Source organism: Parabacteroides sp. KHUB-02, assembly GCF_056640955.1.
Map to the genome: position 1 here is coordinate 3,833,750 of NZ_JBWQEV010000001.1, position 18,765 is coordinate 3,852,514.

The window sequence follows — 18,765 nt, forward strand, 5'->3', positions numbered from 1 at the left end:
AAAATTAGTTACACTCTAAAAAAGGTTGGCTTGGTAGCAGATACCACCTGTGAAGTATTTACCCCTTTGCAGGGAAACCTGCATACGCAGATGCTTCCAAAGCAGGCAATCTGCTCCAATGTTTATGTCATCACCGGTATATTCCACGATGCCACGCAGGTTTGGAGCGAAGCCGGGCTGATAGGTAATGCCGCCCACTATGCCGTTCCATTTGTCGTTATAACTCCTTCGGTATCTCCTGTACGTCAAGTGCGCCCCAAAGACATGCTGTTCGAACCATATATGTTTGGTCATGGCTGCATAGTAGTTTCCGAATATCTGGTTGCGGTTTTTCTCCTGTTTCTGTCCCTTGTCACCGCCTGTGTACGGGTCATTCGTGCCGATGGCAATACTTGGCCACCATTTGCCTTTTTTCTCTTTTAATGGGCGCAACTTCAGGGAGAAGTACTGGTCCTTGCGATGGTAGCCGATGTCATCCGGTGCCCAGTCACCCCTGTTTCCTTTTCTCAATGTGAACGTATAGCCGATTTCAATCCAAGAGAATGGGGTTATGCTGGCATAGAAGTCCCATGAGTGGTATTTCCCATTATAATCGAACGCTTCATCCGGCAGGAAATGTTTGTTCAGATAGTGCGTGCCGATGCGGAAATCGCCTGCTTCATCCATGTCGGCCGATGGCACATGAATAAGTCCGTTCATACCCGTATATTGTTGGGAGAATGCGCACACCGACAGGTGTATAAAACAGAAAATCAGACAGAGCTTTCTCATTTCGCACCCTCCTTTCTCGGCTTATCGGAGAAGTCGCGCTGAGTGACGTTGCGTCCCCATTGGAAGCTGTCCGGGTTGAACCAACCCTCTCGTTCGTTCTCTTCCGGGTCTGTGTTGTACATACGGTTGGAGTATCCGTCCGCTTCCTTGTTGTAAGTCAGGCGGAAATTGGATGCGGGACGGAAATTGACCTTATGCCTTGTCCTTTTGTAAGGCGGCAACATGACAATCACCTTGAAACCAACATTCGTGCTACCCTCACTGCTGTATTGTCCATATACGCCTACAGTGCAATGTTTGAAATGCCGCATTCCTTCCACGACACCGCCATAATCCGTGTAGATGTACCGTCCTCCACGAATACGGAATTCCGTATCGTAGGGATGCAGGTACACGTCCGCACCCAACAGTCCCGTCCACCTTTTGGGAGTACTCGCTTCCCATCCGTCAGCCATCGAGCAGAACCCGGTAAGTCCGGTCTGCATCTCAAGTGCCAGCCAACGGTTGACAGCCCACATCCCTTTGAAGTCTATGCCATAACGTTCATCGGAGAACCAGCCTCCGCTCACTTTCAGGCACAAGTCCTTGCTCAAGTCAAACTCTTTGGACAAGACGGCGAGGTTGAGACGCACGTTCTTGTAGCGGTCGCCGTAGTCGTTATATACAGGTACAAGAGCCTGGGCGGATGCCTGCCACCCCTTGCCCATATTCCATTTCACGCCAGGAGTCAGGTTTATCAGAAGGTCATACAACCTTCTCCACCAGATATCACGGTAGTTGAAATCCACTCCCATGAAGATATCCACCTGTCCGGCAGACGAGGGCGGCTGTGCGTTGACGGCAAGAGGTGACATCGCTAAAAGCCCTATGGCTAATATACAGCGAGCCACCACTCGCCTCCATCCTTTATCTCTTTTCATCCCAACCGAACGGATGTTTGCTTAAAGGTAATTTCGCCAACGGATGATAATCACCCTTCAATCCGATCGGATTGGAATGGCGTATTTCACTTACAATCTGTATGCAGTTCCGGGCCTCGCTGATACGGAATCCCTCTCCCGCCAATATCTTTTGGTAACTTTTCGTATGGAGTTCCGTGAAACCGACACTGAACTCGAATTCGCTACCGTCTATATTGATTGTCCTGTAGGTTTTCTTCTCTCCTTGCACCGCATTCTCCGGCAGGCATTCGGCATTGATGCTGAGGAAGTAGCGCACACGGGCTTTCTCCAATTCCAAATATCCGGCCACCCGGTCAAAACTCATTACATGGACGATGTTTTGCTTTACCGGACCGAAAATCCACTGTAACATATCATAGAAATGTACGCCTATGTTGGTGGCAATGCCCCCGCTCTTGTGCACGTCGCCTTTCCATGAGGCGTAATACCATTTGCCACGTGAGGTAATGTAGGTCAGATCCACGTCGTAGATTTTGTCCTTGGGGCCTTCATCCACTTTCTTCTTCAAGGCGATGATGGAGTCGTGCAAACGGAGCTGGAGGATTGTATAAGCCTTGTGGCCTGTTTCTTTCTCCACATCCAATAAATTGTCTATGTTGTACGGATTAAGCACCAACGGCTTCTCACAGATGACATCCGTACCAAGACGCAAGCCATAACGGATGAAAGCGTCATGTGTGTAATTGGGTGTGCAGATGGCAGTCCAACTCAGGGGATTGTCCGTTTTCATCTGTTTGGAACAGAAACGGTCGAACTGTTCGTTTTCCGTAAAGAAGGAACATTCCGGGAATGAGCTGTCCAATCTTCCCACACTGTCAAAACGGTCGTATGCGACCAACAGGTTGTTGCCCGTGTCGGCAATAGCCTTGATGTGGCGCGGCGCTATATAGCCGGCCGCGCCAATAAGAGCGAAATTTTCCATTATGATTCTGATTTTATATGTTTGTATAAGATTTCTATCGGATGTACGGCCGTTACTTCCGTCCCGTCCTTTATCTGTTGCCTGCACGATGTGCCGGGAGCGGAAACGATGACCGGTATCCCTGTCGATGTCTGTGAGACGGCTTTCCTCACAGCCGGGAACAAAATCATTTCTCCTATCGCCAACGATGTCTTGTAATGCTCCTTTTCATAACCGAACGAACCGGCCATGCCACAGCATCCGCTTGGAATCACATGGACTTTTGCATTAGGGATAAGATGCAATACTTCTGCCGTTTTTTCGATTCCTACAAGAGCTTTTTGATGGCAATGCCCGTGTAGCCAGATTTCCAATCCGGCAGACTGGAATTTGTCCGGTGAGATATGCCCCTTATGCATTTCTGACAGGATAAATTCATCATAAAGCAGACAGTTCTTCGCGAGAGTTTGGGCTTCATCCCGTTCATTCGGCGACACCAAATCAGGATATTCATCACGGAAAGACAAGATACATGACGGCTCTATTCCCACGAGCGGACTCTCTTCGGTAATTACGCTTTTCAAGAGTGAGACATTCTTACATGCACATTTTTTAGCATACTTCAGGTCGCCTTTCGATATGGCAGCCCTGCCGCTTTCCACATGCCGGGGTATCTCCACTTCATATCCCAATAAAAGCAGCAGACGGGCAAATGTCAGCCCAAGCTCCGCCTCCTGGTAATTGGTAAATTCGTCCGCAAAAAGATATACCTTGCGCCCGGTTTGCCTTTTCCCGGCTTTAGCGTTCTCGCATTTGACAAGTTGTCTCATGGTGTGGCGACTGAGTGTGGGGATATTCCGTAGAGCTGAGAATTTTAGCAACCTTTTGATTATACAAGCGGACAATTCCCGGCTTGCAAAGAAATTATAAACGGGTGCTACAGTTGAGCCTAAGCGTTCAACCACAGCCATCCTTGCAACCATGAACGAACGGAACGGCATTCCTTTCGCATCATGCAGATGTTGCAGCAGTTCCGCACGGAGGCGTGTCATGTCCACGTTTGACGGGCATTCGTTCTTGCAACCTTTACAAGCCAAGCATGAATCCAACACTTTTTTCAATTCTGGAATCTCAAAGACGCTTTTCCTCTGTTTGGCTGTTCCTACAAAAAACTCGCTTTGCCAACCTCGTGTTAATATTTCACGGAGTACGTTGGCCCTCGCTCTTGTTGTTCTTGTCTCGTCATGCGATACCTTATATGCCGGGCAGAGTGTGCCGCCCATCAGATTGGACTTCCGGCAGTCTCCGGCACCGTTGCATTGTTCTATCGAGCACATCAGGGCGTGGATCTGGGTTGGTACGCCGCTTGCATGTTTCACCTTGCATTCGTCAAAGACCGCTTTCCAGTTGAAATATGTCCTGTCAAATGGCAGTTCACGTTCTATCCCGTATGGCTGGTTCACATCGAAGCGTAAGGATTGATCCATCGGGGGCGTGTTCACTATTTTCCCCATATTGAATACGTCGAATGGATCCCAACATAACTTCACATCACACATCAGCCGGAAGGTCTCATTTCCATAGAGCAAGGGAATGAACTCGCCGCGCAGTCGTCCGTCCCCATGTTCCCCGCTCAGGCTTCCCCTGTGTTTCTTTACCAAAAGAGCCGTCTCAGATGCCACTTTCCGGAACAGTTTCCGTCCCTCTTCCGTCTTGATGTTGAGGATAGGGCGCAGGTGCAGTTCCCCCGTGGATATGTGTCCGTAAAAGACACATTCCAATCCGAGCCTGTGCAACATTTCATTGAACTCGTGCAGGTAAGCGGGCAAGCGTTCCGGTGCTACGGCAGTGTCCTCAATCACTCCGATTGGTTTTGCATCGCCTTTCATTCCGCTTAACAGTCCAAGGCCGGCTTTTCGCAAGCTCCAGACTTTGGATATATCCTTTCCTTGTACTCTTGTACAGCAATAAGCCAGAGCGTTGCATCCATCCATCAACTCTTTTTCAAGAGAAAGGGCTTTCTCTTCCAATTCATTTGTGGTGTTTGCAGAAAGTTCTGCGACGAGAAGTCCGGCAGGCTCACCTACCACAAAGAACCTGTTGGATTGTTGTGCCACGTTCTGTCGGCTGAGGTCAAGTATGTGCCCGTCTATCAGTTCCACCGCATCCGGAGAATGCCGCAGGCAGACAAGGTTGGCAAGGTAACTCTTTTCGAGCGTGTCGCAGTGGATGCACAACGCCATTTTTTCCGTTTGGGGAAGCACGTCAAGACTGACTTTTATTTCTGTGATGAATGCCAATGTCCCTTCACTGCCGCAAAGCAACTTGCACAGGTTGATGCCGCGCGCTTCCAATGGTTTGGATTCATCTGTCAGATCTTCTATCACCTCGTCTATGGCGTACCCACAACTCCTGCGGCGCAAGGCCTTGTCAGGATAATTGTCCTCAATCAACCCGACAACGTGCCTGTTCAAGACGAAGTTGACTAATTGGGTATATATCTTTTGTATGAGTGGAATATCCTCTTTATCCGCTGTCCAGAACGCTTTGCCGAAACGTTGCTCCAGTTCGGCTACGGTATATTCTTTGAAATGTTCCTTTGTCCCGTCAGCGAGTATTCCGTCTGCTTCTAATATATGATGGCGTGTACTGCCATATATCAATGAATGTGAGCCGCAGGAGTTGTTGCCGAACATACCGCCTATGCAGCATCGGTTACTGGTGGATGTTTCCGGACTGAAGAAAAGCCCGTATGGTTTGCAGGCGATATTGAGTTCATCAAGAACCACGCCCGGCTGCACCCTTGCCCACCTTCCGCTGCCGTTTATCTCCAATATCCGGTTGAGATGTCGGCTTACATCTACTACAATACCATTTCCCACCACCTGTCCGGCAATGGACGTGCCTCCGGTCCTTGGGATAAGATGTGTTTTCTCTTCCCGTGCAACCTTTACAAGATGCTTGATGTCGGCTTCATCCTTGGGATAGGCCACACCTAAAGGCACTTCACGGTAGGCACTGGCATCGGTACTGTATGCTATCCGATGCAGGGCATCTGTATATATTTCGATTTGCATATCAGATTGTTTTCTTCTTTTTTATTGCTGATTAGACTTTGCAAGGTAACATGATACCGAGTTATTTCACCCGAATTGCCGAAGATGCAGGTTGCTTCTTATTTTGCACAAAATGATACCGCATGAAGCATAATCCACTTAATAATTGTGCCATTAACGCAATAATAGAAACAGTTAAAATCGGGTTTTGCTCATTAATAATAGACCTTTTACGATGTTCTTGGCATTTTGCAAGAACAGTTCTTTAGTCCATTGATATCCAAAAGGATTCCATCGTTGAGGATGTACTGTTATCATGATTTTGTTCGGTAATCGATTTTCATTTGCCGCTCGCATAATGTCCGATGTGGAATGAAATATCAGCCCTTCTTTTATCCATTGCTCCTGATAACCTTCAATCCTGTCACGCACACTCACCTTGTAGCCATCCCAACGGCGGCCGGTATCAGTCAGATAAAATGTGTTGCCAAAATCAACATCAAAATAAGGCTCGCCGATAATTCCAAGGTCTCTATAAGAATACTTCTTCCAAATGTCTTTGCTGTCGTATGGAGAACGAGGACTACCATGCATACATATTGTTTTAACTTCCACAATATTTCTAAGCTTGTTCAGATTCCTGCAAAAATCCATATAGGCAGAATCTATATTTCCTTTACATGTTGTTAGGCTTTCATAATGATAGCCGACTTCATGTCCTAAAGCAGCAATCCTTAATATCACAGTCTCGTCCCAACCTTCAGGTACAGCCCTAAAATAATACACGCCATGAATATCCAACGATGCCTCTAATTCAGCTGTGTGAAGTGAATTCACTGGTAATAAATCCACGTCGTGCCGAAGAACTATGGTTTTGCCGTGACATCCATTTCGTATGAAATCGTCAAACCGAATAAAACTATAACTACGTTGTAGCAAAGACTCTAATAATTGTCGGTAAGCTGTTATTGTGAAATCAATCATTTTTTGATTCTGAATTGTTTAAGTAACGAGGAATCCTCTTTCATTTCAGACATACTCTTAGGATAATTCTCCGTGAACCATACAAGGAAGTCGGTCAAATCAATTCGTTCCTTAAGCATTTTATCTCTTCTGTGAATATACTCTTGTTGAGATTGTTGCCCGGAAAGAATTCTAACCCCAATATTAATACCTAATTCCAAATCTGTTTTTGACTCAGATAAATTGTACATAAGAGAATAGTCTCTTTCAAGATGTCTTGTATAAAAGGTACTATTGTTATTAAAATATACCGATGGTACACCGAGCATAGCCGCCTCTTCAGACATTGTGCTACTTTCTCCCCATATAAGTTTGGCAAATGCAAGAACATCGAATATTGCATCTGGATCTGTCCGTAGTCGATATTGCTCTAATTCCTGCGGCAGATCTCCCTCTGAGGAAATGAAAACTTTACCATATTTGGCAAACTTTTTGACGGCTTTTATTTTCATCTCATATGGGATGCCTTTATGACCGATGTCATGGCTCGCATCCCATGACACAAATCTAACGATTGTGTAAATTTCATCCCGGTCAATGCCCAAAACATCTAAAACCGACACATTCGGTGTGAATCGGGATGGTACAAGGTATCCCAACTCATGATAGGTAGGTAGTTGTATTTCTTTCTTAGAAACAGAAGGGTGCTCATATTTACCGGTAAAAATTATATCGGTAAACGGTTCGTAAAGTCTTACCTGTTCAAAATTATAAGTATCTTCAAATGCAATGTGCGACTTTCCGACAAGTTTTGAAGCATGAGCAGCATAAGGTGAACCATGACTGAGAAATAGATCCGGTTTGAACTTTAAAGCGGTTATCCATTCTAAATAGTCAAATTTCAACAACCCCCACAATTTTGAAATTGTCGTTTTATATTTCTTCCCAAAAGATTTGTACTGAAAGTTATTCGCTTTTAGCAAATCAATTTCAAATTCCTTGTCCCTACAGGTGAATAATACATTATGCCCGCGCCTTATCATCTCGGAAGCATAGTTACGAAACAAATGTACATGCGCTGGATGTCCTATGTCAATCAATATGTTCATTTGATTGATTTTAATATTTTTATGCCTATTTTTCCCACATTATAAAGTACAGGATTAAGAACAGCCAAATAGCGACCGTCCTCCACCAGCATGCCTCCGAATTTTTTCTTAAAATCACGAACGCCATAACCCTCATCGGGTTTGCCTGCTCCCATCATATCAAAAACTGGGTATCCGTTTTGTGCTGCGAATTGAATTCCACCATATGTGGCAAGGGTAGAAGCGTGAATATTTTTATATAATCCGTCTTCTCCACAGGCAAACCATTCATATAATGGTTGTCCAGGAATTCCGACACATACAGTTCCCCCGACAATTTTATTATCGTACTCAACAAGTATTATATGCCCCTCCTTCATCTTGTTTAGACTCATGAAAAAAGATAGAGGAAATAATGGGGTCTTGACCTTTGTTTTGTATAGATTATCAAGAATACGGTAATATTCTATTATTTGAAACTCTTTTGGCTCTGTTACCAATGAAGCTCCGTCTCGCAATGTTACTTTGATATCTCGTTTACGGCTTTTCCCAAGATTTGAGTTGACGATGTCCTCAGATTTTGTATCAATTTGGAAATTAAGATGTGGAATCACTTGAAATCCTGATTGCTCAAAAATCGAATTAAATCTTGAATAGTTAAAGAAATTGCGAATCTCGATGTAAATAGCTTTACTGCTAAGATTATTTTTCAAAGACTTTAAAAGCAAGGTAATAGATGTCACATCAATATCATTGGCTAACAAGGGACCGGCATTTATAATAGCTCTCCTTGATAAATAGCCTTTTAATGCACCTTTTTCTTTCTGGATATAACCGACTATCACTCCCTTTAGAACGCCCTGTTTCTCAACTCCAAATACGAATGGTTCAAAGCATTCCTGTGTTGCGTAAAATTTGTAACATTCCAAAGACTGGAAGAACGATGCGCAATTGGATTCTTCCAATAACTTATGCCATTGGCTTTCATTAAATTGTCTTATGTCTGACAGAACTTTCATTTATTCTTCTTTTATATCATCCCAAATGTATACACAATATGGACACATACCATCATTTTCAATCACAGACATCATCTCACACCAAGGTATGCGCCACAATGAGCACACGATTTACAGAAATGCTTGTTTGCCATAATGTCTATTACCTTTTGTTGTCTTGTCGAGAGACAATCATAGCCTTCTGCAATCAGCCTTTTGGAAATGCCGATAGCTATTTTATCGTTGTCATCGGATTCATCGAGTATGCCAATATCAATGAATTCTTGCAGGAATCCTGTAAAATCTTCATCTCTAAAATCAAATTCTTGAACCATATTTATCCATATTATATTTTTTTGCATCGAAATACTGCATTATAAACATCCAATACCCGTTTGGCAACAAGATTATTTGTCAATTGTAACTCTACTATACGCTTCCGCCCGTCTGTACATTGGTTTAAATTCAATGCAAGTTCTAATTTCTCGGCAACATCTTTTTGGGCGAATGAGCAGATATAATGCCCTGAGAGATTGCCTAAAACGGTTTCGACGTCGCCTACGCTGACAGACACAATAGGCAACCCACAAAGCATGGCTTCCTTGCTTGGCAAGACATCCCATGCCAACGCAACCCACATAACCTAATCCAAAAATTGAAATATTCATTATGATTTTTTTTACTTTACATTCATATCTGTTTGAGATTCTGGTGCAACATCAATATCAGAATCTGTCATGTTCAATTCGGCAGCCACACTCCCAACCATGCTTGCGGCAACAGCAGCAAGGGAAGAGTTGAATCGATCCATGTAGCTATTGCTGAAACATCCAACAAGAATCTCACTTTTTTTAGAGTTTATGAGATTTCGCAATCCCGTGGTTGTTTTTTTTATACTAATCATTGTTCCTCCCTTGTCTGTTACTGCATATCTTTGGGGGGTAGTGTCACTTGTTCTTAACCTTGCGGGTTTTGTGCTTTTTTTTGCCATTTTGAAAATAAATTGTATAAGCTATCTGCTATAAACAGCATGATTCTGAATTCTTTCTCTTTTAAAACAAATCCATTGGATAAGTTGGATGTAATACACATAAATCCCAACAATTTTATTGTTTCTTGAGTCCTAATCAATGGAATTATAGGGATTACAAGTTCACTGGCATACGGAAGATGAGATTGTGCATAGCACATTTGACTTGAAGATTTATAGTTTTTATCGTTTAAAACATCGTTATTTACATAATATATCCGATTTGCATTATCGATTATGTAATTGATGATAGCCCTATATGCAGTATTTTGTGAAACCAAATGTCGTGTTCTTTGATATAAATCCTCATTTCTGTTTGCATCCCAAAAACTGTTCGTATCTCTAAATGAATTTCTGAGTTCCAAGTCATCGAGAACCTGTCGATTGTAAATATCAGCTTCTTTTGTAGCAACTTTAATAGACACACTATAGACCCTCCCGGAAGAAGTGTTATCCAAATGTTCAAACGCCTCCTTTAGCCTTGTACAAAACAACAGCATTTCTTTTTGTAGAGTTTCCTCATTTATGTTGTCTTTTCTGTTGATTTTGTTTATAGCCGAAAAAGGTTCTATCAAACAATAAATAAATGATAGGTAGTCTCTGAATCCTGATATTGTGTTTTTTAGTTCATTAATCTTCGTTTCTTGTTGGCTAACAAATTTTTCCTTGTTGTCGAATTCTTTACTTACTTGATTAAGAAACATCCGCCAAAGTATCAGACTACTAATTATGAAAGTACCCAAGATTATAATCCATAACCATAGAGGTTCGATAGTCGTAAGAGTGCGTCCAGTCAATGTGCATATTGCAGTCAAGACATTTACGCACAATAAAGCTATACTCCTATATTTCTTTAGAAATGTAGCCTTTAGAATTTCTTTTATTACATGATTCATCTTATTTGTCTACAATCGGTATATGAACTGGTGTTGATGGATAATTACCCTTCTTAACCATTCCTTTTAAATCATCAAAAGTCAAGTTGCAAAACTTATCTGAAATGTAATGGATGTGAGAACGTCCACCTTCCTTTCCGGCTTCTTTCCCTTTTAATCCTTTAAATGTTTGTAAAAAGCAGTGCCAATGTCCGTCTTTTTCCAAAATACGTACTATTAGCACATTGGCTTGTTCAATCATAGCTTTCACTTCACCATCTGTGAGTTTTTCCCCTCCAATCTTCTCAACAGAGCCATCATCATTAAGATAAGCAAATTTTGGAAGCTCTTCCAATGAATAATTTTTAGGCGTACCCTCGAACCGAAAATGGCTGAAACTATATCCTTGTTCTTCTGCGTTGTAGAACAAATTGCTTAACTGCTCAATCGTAAGTTTAGCACCTTTGAGTAGTCGTATTTGCTCTTTCTTCTTTAAATCCTTTGTCAACAATTCAATGAAAGAGGAAGAAACAGGATTATCTGTTATCATATTTTGGAGTTGTTTCGCACTTTCCTCAATACTTCTTTTTGTTACTATATATTTTTCTGCCACAGAAAACTCTTTATCGGTTTCTTTTCGATGCATCTCTTCCATTACATTGAATATGACACTGGCATGATAGCGGATAAACTCCTTGCTGAATGACACTCTTTCCATATCGGGAAAAATGTTGCCGACAATCGTACTCCCATTGTTTGAGTCATATTTTACTTGCATGTCTATTTTATTCTAAGATTATCCAAAATATTTGTGTAAATAGCCAATATCTTTTTAGCTACTAATTCATTTGTAAGTCCGAGTTGGATGATACGTTTACGCCCATCGGTACGTTTGCCAAATGTAAATGCTTTATTGAGACTGGCTGCAATATCTTGCGGGGTAGCCTTACATATATATGTTCCTTCGGTCAATCCACAAACATCTTTCACATCGCCAACATCAACGGAAACAATGGGTGTACCACACAACATGGCCTCTTTTATTACTTGAGGTGAACCTTCGTTATGAGAAGTCATCAGCAGACAGTCCACAGCATTAAAAATGAAATTGACCTCTTTCCGCGAATAACCTTTTAATTCAAGAATTCTCGCATCAGATATTACATGTATAGCATCCTTAGCTAATTGAGGATTCTTCACTTCACGATCGAATGCACCGGCAAAGGCCACGACCTTCTCACTTTTTCCCCAACCAAGTTTTGCTCTTACAACCTCTTTGTTCATTGGCACAAACATCTTCTCATACGCACCACAAGGAATGACAGACACATTGCGTTTGATGTTAGCTATCTTGCACAGAGGGTTGCTAACGATGATGTTCCAAACGGCTTTGTACATAGCTATTCTTGACAGGAATAGAATCAATCCTCCTTTATGAATATCACTTCCATGATAAGTCACAATCGCAGGTATTTTTTTCTGCAATGTAGCAAACAAACCGGATAGGCCATAATGGGCATGAACAATATCCGGACGAAACTCCTTTATCATTCTTTTTAGTGCAGGTAGGTTTCTCAAATAACCTAACGGCCCTTTTCCAACAACACCGAAATATTCAAACTCTACACCGAGTTTGCGTATGGAGTTCACTTGCTCAACTACAAATGGAGAAAAATGCCCCATATTAAAATTGGCGACTATCAGTACTTTCATCTTCGGCAACTGTTTTATTAAGTTGCCAAAGAGCAGTCTGACAATTTGTAAATCCCTTTATACCAAGTGATTATTGGGTAATTATTTTATTATCAGTCATAATATATAGACTTTTTCCATTTTTTCGGCGTTCGAGTTTGTCTTTATGGCGTATTTCTATATCATACTCTCCACCGGTGCGTCCAATAAGAATCTGCTTCATTGCATTCTCCTCCTGAAGTGTATAATCACCAGTAGGAATTACGGTAACAATGAGCTTAGAATCCTCCACTTCAACTTTATATCCGTCGATGTGAATGTCTTTGAATGCGTTGTGCAGACTGACTTCGGAAATATAAAACCCGTTTTTGAGTTTAACCATATTTGATTCACGTCCCTGCAGACTTCTAATTACTTGGCCGTTATGAATGGATGAATATGATTTTTCCAAGTCAAGGTCAACAACGTCTCCAAGCTCGTACCGAATAAACGGGAAAGCCCGTCCCACCAAATCAGTAACCAATATTTTGCCGCTTGTTGGAGATATCATTTCGTCGGTTTCAACATATGTGCCATAGCCACATTTAAAACCATTGTCGTCCCACAAACTCCGGTAGCCGCTTACGCACCCGTCAAAAGCTCCATAAGAATCAAGGATCTTACACTTCAGCGTTTCTTGAATAAGCGATGCATAGGCATTTGCCAATACGTCGCTTGTGGGGAATATAGCCTTAATATCAAGCTCATCCTGCAGATTATTCTCTTTCACATACTTTGCAAAGAGGTAGATGACCGAGGCATAGCCGTAGATGTATTTGATATTATGCGAGCGTATGAATTCAAAATAGCGGTGCATCTCCTCTTCGTTTATTCCAGTCGATCCCATGGCATTCTTCCCTATTACCCGATAATAGACTTTGTGCATAAAAGAATGGGTAGCCGCAGCACTGATTGAAGAGCCGCCCATAGCAATAAACTGGTCGCCATAATGGTAATCGGCTGATTGTCTTTCAAAGATATTGAATGCGTTAGTCATGCTCCATGATTTGTTGTCGCATAAATATCTCATAGGGGTTCCGGTACTCCCACCTGTCGCCCCTTTATGATGAGGGTGGCGACTCAAATCGCGTGGCACAAGGTCATCATAGTGAGTTCTGATTATATCCTTGGTGAGTATAGGGAGGAAAGTTAGGTCTTTTAGGTTTTGGAAATCGCCTGGCTTCAGTCTTAACTCATGGAACAAGTTCGTGTAATATGGTATTTGCTCATAAGCATGTTTTAGCCTCGCTTGCATAAGAGATGTTTGCCATTGGAGCACACGCTCAGGTGTCCAACAAGACATCTCCTTTACCAGCCTGTAGTAACGACTTATGGCAGTCCCGAATTTCATGTCGGCGACTGGCATTACAAAATTCAAAATTATAGATTCTTTTAACTTACTCATATGTTTTAGCTATATACGCTCATAATCTTATTTCGAATATTAGACCACGAGTATTCCTTCAAATTTTCCGTTCCATTTCTCATGATAGATAGAGATTTATCACTTTCCTCTACTGCTTGAATCATCGCTTTTGCCAAAGACTCGCTATCATCGCTTGGAACAAGAATGCCGGTTTTGTTATCATCTACAAGATATGGTACGCCGCCGACATTACTTGAAATGACCAAGAGACCATATCTCCAGGCTTCCAGTACTGACATCGGCTGATTGTCAATCCGAGGCATTGAGATAAAAATATCGTTCCGTTGAAGATATTCTCCGATTTCTGAGTTAGGAACTTTCCCAACGAATTTTACGTCCTTAATATTCTCGTCAATCACATACTGTTCCAGTTTTTTTCTTAAGCTGCCATCTGCCAGCACATCAAGGGTTGCTTCAGGCAACGAATCCTTCACAATTTTGAATGCTCTCAGTATGCACTCTATATTGTAGATTGGCTCGTGAGAACGAACGCTGATAAACTTGGGGTTAACGTCAGAACGCCTAAACCGGATTTCATCTTTTTGTCCTAAGATATTTGGAATAATTCTATATTTATATCCAAACTTCTTAAATATTTCAGCGAGGAAGCCTGACAGAACTATATTTTCATCTGTCGCATTCATGTATCGACGCACCGCCCAATCCCATTTCTTGAAGAACTTTTCACCGCCTCCGCCATGATAAGTCAAGACCAGTCGCTTGTTTAGTTTCTTGGCGACATGACATGCTAAAATAGCCGGATAGAAACCAAGGTAGGAACAGCAATGCACATGAATTACATCATAATCCCGAGCCGTCTTTTCCAACGAGGAAAAGAAGCTGATGCGTTTTATAGGACTGGCCTTAGTAGAGAAAATTTCGACATCAAAACCATCTTCCCTCAAATGCTTGGCTAAGAGCGTCACCTGTCCGGAGATTCCCCCGTTCTTATCATTATAATTGGCAACAATAAGAATTCTCATAAATTCGTTACATATTTGTTGTTATGCGCTAAGAACTATCCTTACCCATTCTTAGGGCGTACTATAGATGTTTTTCATGAACATGATATTGCTGTCATCCTTTATGGTGTCCATGAGTATGCGGTAATAATCACCTTTACACGGATGTTGAAGAAGAGGCATACCTGTGTATTTCTTATCAAAACGCTGGTTTACCTGTTTTTTGTCCACTGACGTTAGTGCATGGGCAAACGTGCATAGTTCACCGTTGGGACCAAATGGTAAGGGCATTATCGAATACCCTACGTGCGTTTCCTAAAGAAAAGTATCGCACAATGCCAGGCTTTCTTCTTGCGAGATAGAGCCTTCATCCAAAAGCAAGAGTATAGTCTTCTGAATGTATATGTTAAGTTTGGCAGTCGCTGTCCGATATAGTTTGTAATACTCTTCACCAATCGTATCGAGGAAAGAGCCTCCCATCAGTTTTGCGCCAATTCCTTTCAGCAATTTTGAAACAGCGTTTTTGTGGTTCTTATACTCTGCCTCGCCAAGATAATAGATGAACAACTTGAAAGTGTAATCATACATGCACCCACGTATTTCCTCAAAAGAAAGCTCATTGTTTTGCACATACTTCTGTAACTCAAGCCTCCTAACTTTCTCGGTAAAGGCGTTTAGTTTGCTCATGCTCTTATCAACAGCAAGGTTGATTAGCACGCTATCCAACCGGGAAAGTGGTAATTCGCGTATATCCATAATAATCCGATTATATAATTGGACGAATCTCCAAGCTTTGATTAATATTCTTCTTGTAACTCCGTAGAAAAAAAAGAAAGGAACAATGCCAGCATAGTAAGTGGCATCAAATTCAATGTTTGTCCATTATAGAATAGATAATCAACAAATACTACCCCAAAAAGGACATAGTTGAATCTGCTCCTGTTTGACAAGAATGTACAGAGAAAGGACAGGATATAAAAGGTAATACCGACAATTCCTAATGTGAAAAATGTACTTACTATGCCTGTAATATTTCCTCGGCTTTGTATTCCCCCGTAATAGGTGGCATTCGAATAAATATCCTTGCTCGCATATGTCATGTATTCATTTCCCCGGCCAAACATAACATTTTTTCCATCTTGTGAAAATTGTTCCAACATCCACGTTAACGCACCAAGTCTGCCAACCCCGGTTTGAACACCTGCATGGCTTTCATCAATTCCGGCTGTATATTTTAAGCCATAATTGATTGCATATTCAGGATCAAATGTACCCCAAACTTTATTGTCCGGATTGAAAGTGGGAGAGATTCGGACTGCCAAATAAAACAATAGGGGAGCGGCTGCAAGCACTACGATTATTTTTTTTACAAGGCTTTTACGATAGACGTACATGGACAGGACACAGAACAATACTGGAAACATAATCCAAACTGCTCTTTTGCCTGCCGCAAATCCCAATATGAGTAATCCGAAAGCTAATAGCCAGTCCTTTCGTGAAAAATCCATGTCTGTCTTCAATGCAAGCCACATCAATCCCAATAGAGGAAACGATGTGCCAGAACCTCCACCTCGAATACCGCTCATTGAACCTACCCATCCTTCTAAGAAGCCTCCAAGAATTACCATTTTGGCTATTGATAAAACAATCTGTATAAGTATCAAATCTTCAAAAAGCCAAAACCAAGCATTTGCGTTTTGTTCATCCTCCGAATTTGCCTTGAGCATCAGCATGAGAATAAGAAAAGGTATTAATAGCTTGGATAACAGCGAGAAAACCAGCAGGAAGTTGTCATGATTAATAAAGATGGAAGTTATTACATAATAAAATATATATAGACAAATGAAACAGAAAACTTTAGGGAACACTTGGAAGAAATGATTTAAAGCTCCTTTGGCTGACTGCCATACGCAAACACCCAACAATCCAATCCGATAAGCATTACGTCCTGTTGCTCCCATGAGATCATCTATGACTCCACCCAAAAACAACATGATAATTAACATCGGTATCATGTTTCCGCGATACTTCCACAATAACCCAACCAAAGCAACAAGGCATAACCCATTATAAGCATAGTATTGCCATGAAGCAACGTTCGTATAGAAAATCTGTCCCATTAGAGTTATATTTCAACTTCAACATATTCCTCTTTTGTAGGGCAAGGCCAAAAGCAAAAGAAATAATATAGAAATAAAAAATCTTTTTTTATCCTTTTGATGAATTCATCAGGAATATTTAATGCACTTTGGGTTCTGTGAATTATTTTATATGTTCTGTAGATGGGAACCGGCAAATAAATGAGCATTGGGATCAATGACAGATATACAACGGAATTTATCAAACAGAGATGCAATATCCAATAGGAATAATTAGAAGATAACAATAACATTTGAGCTTTGATATTGAAGAAATGTTTTCTTGCAAGACGTGCGGAATATCGTACAGTTTTCAGACTTGTCGTACGAATTGCATAATACTGTGTATAATGGTTAACCCATATTTTCCCTTTTCTGCAAAGAGGAACCCCCAATGAAGTCAGTCTGAGTCCCAAATCAAGATCTTGGCTTTTCTTTTGGCAATTATCCATTCCTCCTGTTTTTTCCCAAAGTTCCTTACTGATAACGAACAAGCCACCTGTGGTCTGCTCGAATTGGTCTATTCCTTCTTTGAATTTCCTACGGACTTTGGATTCGACATAATTCCATGACTTGTCGTGCAATATATCAATCTCTATACCGGAAACAAAGGGATAGATAAGTTTCTCGTCTTTATCCACAATGTCTTTGTAAAATCCTGGGAAAAGTTCCATATCCCCATCCAAAAAAAACAATATGTCACCTTTAGCCTCTTTTGCACCGACATTACGTCCAATGGCTGCATTACATTCACCCGTGATTAAAAGTATCCTGTTGGCGGCATTCTTTTTTGCTATTGACAAACTATCATCTGTTGACTTGCTATCAACATATATTATTTCATAGTTTGCCAATTCCTCTTGTCTCGCAAAATAATGAATGGCAGAAAGGCATTTGTCCAGTCGCCATCCTTCGTTTTTCCCAATTACTATAAATGATACCATTCTATTTTTCAATAAAGCAGCCTTTCTGCATATATATTTTTCTGAAAGAGTGACTTTCTGCTATATCTTTAAACATACGCTTGATAGTCTTAAAACGTTGAAATATGCTAACATTGCGATATGTACAGATCTGAAACATAAATTTGAACGTGTAATAAGCCCGCATTTGTTCTAATCTTAATACGTTGTGATAAAATACCAAATGATTGATATATAGTTTGTATATCTTTCCATTAGGTGTGAGAATACGGTCTTCACGATCATGACAAGCATAGCAAGTAGGACATATTCCTATTTTGTATCCGTGATATAAAAATCTCTGTATCAGATTGGTATCTTCACCATAATGGGGGAATGCGGGAGAAAATAAGCCAACGTCCAATAATGCCGAACATCGTATAAGCCAATGGGCTGCCATTACAAAGGAGGTCTCGTATATTTCATCAAGAGATGATTTCATGGCTAAATCATTCAGAAATTTCGGACTGAATTTAGGAGAAGAGGAATTTAACAAGAAATTCTTATCAAGAGCATTTCCCTTACCATTTAATTGTATGGGAGAACATATACCAAATTGAAGATTTCTATTCATGATTTCAATGAGGATTTCAAATGTATTGGGATATACCCAAGCGTCTTGATTAAGAAGGTATATATGTCTTGCGTCTTTCATTCCCAAGGCTTTCCGTATGCCTATATTATTCGCTTTCCCAAAGCCTATATTTTCATTGGAACAGATTAATTCTACTTGCGGAAACTCTTGCTTTACAATTTGTTGTGTATTATCCGAAGAATGATTGTCCACAATGATTACATAGGGGAGTATTGAAGATGCAAATACGCTTTGCAAACAATGTCTAATCCATTTTTCTCCGTTATATGTAACAATGACTACATAGAGCTTATTGTTGGAATCCATG

Annotated in this window: 19 protein-coding genes; all 19 read right to left on the reverse strand. The window is 41.2% G+C overall.

Annotated features, from left to right (window positions below; all coding sequences use genetic code 11):
• Positions 1-15 precede the first annotated feature (15 nt).
• Positions 16-771, reverse strand: coding sequence for a YjbH domain-containing protein (locus tag ACYIA1_RS16495; protein WP_480335922.1), 756 nt, complete (start codon positions 769-771; stop codon positions 16-18).
• Positions 768-1,691: a hypothetical protein gene (locus ACYIA1_RS16500; protein WP_480335924.1), complete on the reverse strand. Its 924-nt coding sequence runs from the start codon at positions 1,689-1,691 to the stop codon at positions 768-770. Before ACYIA1_RS16500 ends, ACYIA1_RS16495 begins: the two co-directional genes overlap by 4 nt.
• Positions 1,678-2,655 carry a Gfo/Idh/MocA family protein gene (locus ACYIA1_RS16505; RefSeq protein ID WP_480335926.1) on the reverse strand — a complete coding sequence of 326 codons (978 nt, stop codon included), beginning with the start codon at positions 2,653-2,655 and terminating at the stop codon, positions 1,678-1,680. The genes ACYIA1_RS16500 and ACYIA1_RS16505 overlap by 14 nt, the downstream gene beginning before the upstream one ends.
• Positions 2,655-5,711, reverse strand: a complete 3,057-nt coding sequence (locus ACYIA1_RS16510) for an FAD-binding and (Fe-S)-binding domain-containing protein (protein WP_480335928.1) — start codon at positions 5,709-5,711, stop codon at positions 2,655-2,657. The genes ACYIA1_RS16505 and ACYIA1_RS16510 overlap by 1 nt, the downstream gene beginning before the upstream one ends.
• A gap of 174 nt (positions 5,712-5,885) precedes the next feature.
• The gene (locus ACYIA1_RS16515) at positions 5,886-6,674 is read right to left on the reverse strand and encodes a hypothetical protein (RefSeq protein ID WP_480335930.1); all 789 of its coding nucleotides are present in this window, start codon (positions 6,672-6,674) and stop codon (positions 5,886-5,888) included.
• Complete coding sequence (locus tag ACYIA1_RS16520; protein WP_480335932.1) at positions 6,671-7,762, reverse strand: DUF354 domain-containing protein; 1,092 nt, start codon at positions 7,760-7,762, stop codon at positions 6,671-6,673. The genes ACYIA1_RS16515 and ACYIA1_RS16520 overlap by 4 nt, the downstream gene beginning before the upstream one ends.
• Entirely contained in the window at positions 7,759-8,760 is a 1,002-nt protein-coding gene (locus tag ACYIA1_RS16525) for a lipid II:glycine glycyltransferase FemX (RefSeq protein ID WP_480335934.1), read from the reverse strand. Before ACYIA1_RS16525 ends, ACYIA1_RS16520 begins: the two co-directional genes overlap by 4 nt.
• A 71-nt stretch (positions 8,761-8,831) precedes the next feature.
• Positions 8,832-9,074, reverse strand: a complete 243-nt coding sequence (locus tag ACYIA1_RS16530; RefSeq protein ID WP_480335936.1) for a hypothetical protein — start codon at positions 9,072-9,074, stop codon at positions 8,832-8,834.
• A gap of 11 nt (positions 9,075-9,085) precedes the next feature.
• Positions 9,086-9,379 (reverse strand): hypothetical protein, encoded by a 294-nt coding sequence (locus tag ACYIA1_RS16535; protein WP_480335938.1) that lies wholly within the window; start codon positions 9,377-9,379, stop codon positions 9,086-9,088.
• 39 nt (positions 9,380-9,418) lie between these two features.
• Complete coding sequence (locus ACYIA1_RS16540) at positions 9,419-9,730, reverse strand: hypothetical protein (protein WP_480335940.1); 312 nt, start codon at positions 9,728-9,730, stop codon at positions 9,419-9,421.
• Complete coding sequence (locus ACYIA1_RS16545) at positions 9,697-10,473, reverse strand: hypothetical protein (RefSeq protein ID WP_480335942.1); 777 nt, start codon at positions 10,471-10,473, stop codon at positions 9,697-9,699. The genes ACYIA1_RS16540 and ACYIA1_RS16545 overlap by 34 nt, the downstream gene beginning before the upstream one ends.
• Before the next feature lie 193 nt (positions 10,474-10,666).
• Complete coding sequence (locus ACYIA1_RS16550) at positions 10,667-11,422, reverse strand: hypothetical protein (protein WP_480335944.1); 756 nt, start codon at positions 11,420-11,422, stop codon at positions 10,667-10,669.
• Positions 11,423-11,424: 2 nt separating this feature from the next.
• Positions 11,425-12,357 (reverse strand): glycosyltransferase, encoded by a 933-nt coding sequence (locus tag ACYIA1_RS16555; protein ID WP_480335946.1) that lies wholly within the window; start codon positions 12,355-12,357, stop codon positions 11,425-11,427.
• Positions 12,358-12,427: 70 nt separating this feature from the next.
• The gene (locus tag ACYIA1_RS16560; RefSeq protein ID WP_480335948.1) at positions 12,428-13,780 is read right to left on the reverse strand and encodes a phenylacetate--CoA ligase family protein; all 1,353 of its coding nucleotides are present in this window, start codon (positions 13,778-13,780) and stop codon (positions 12,428-12,430) included.
• A gap of 5 nt (positions 13,781-13,785) precedes the next feature.
• On the reverse strand, positions 13,786-14,784 hold the full coding sequence (locus tag ACYIA1_RS16565) for a glycosyltransferase family 4 protein (RefSeq protein WP_480335950.1): 999 nt from the start codon (positions 14,782-14,784) through the stop codon (positions 13,786-13,788).
• A 294-nt stretch (positions 14,785-15,078) separates the two neighbouring features.
• Positions 15,079-15,519 (reverse strand): hypothetical protein, encoded by a 441-nt coding sequence (locus tag ACYIA1_RS16570; protein WP_480335952.1) that lies wholly within the window; start codon positions 15,517-15,519, stop codon positions 15,079-15,081.
• A gap of 41 nt (positions 15,520-15,560) precedes the next feature.
• Entirely contained in the window at positions 15,561-16,883 is a 1,323-nt protein-coding gene (locus tag ACYIA1_RS16575; RefSeq protein ID WP_480335954.1) for a hypothetical protein, read from the reverse strand.
• Between the two features lie 5 nt (positions 16,884-16,888).
• Positions 16,889-17,845: a glycosyltransferase family 2 protein gene (locus tag ACYIA1_RS16580; RefSeq protein WP_480335956.1), complete on the reverse strand. Its 957-nt coding sequence runs from the start codon at positions 17,843-17,845 to the stop codon at positions 16,889-16,891.
• 1 nt (position 17,846) lies between these two features.
• A complete protein-coding gene (locus tag ACYIA1_RS16585) occupies positions 17,847-18,764 on the reverse strand; it encodes a glycosyltransferase family 2 protein (protein WP_480335958.1) in 918 nt (305 codons plus the stop codon).
• Position 18,765 lies beyond the last annotated feature (1 nt).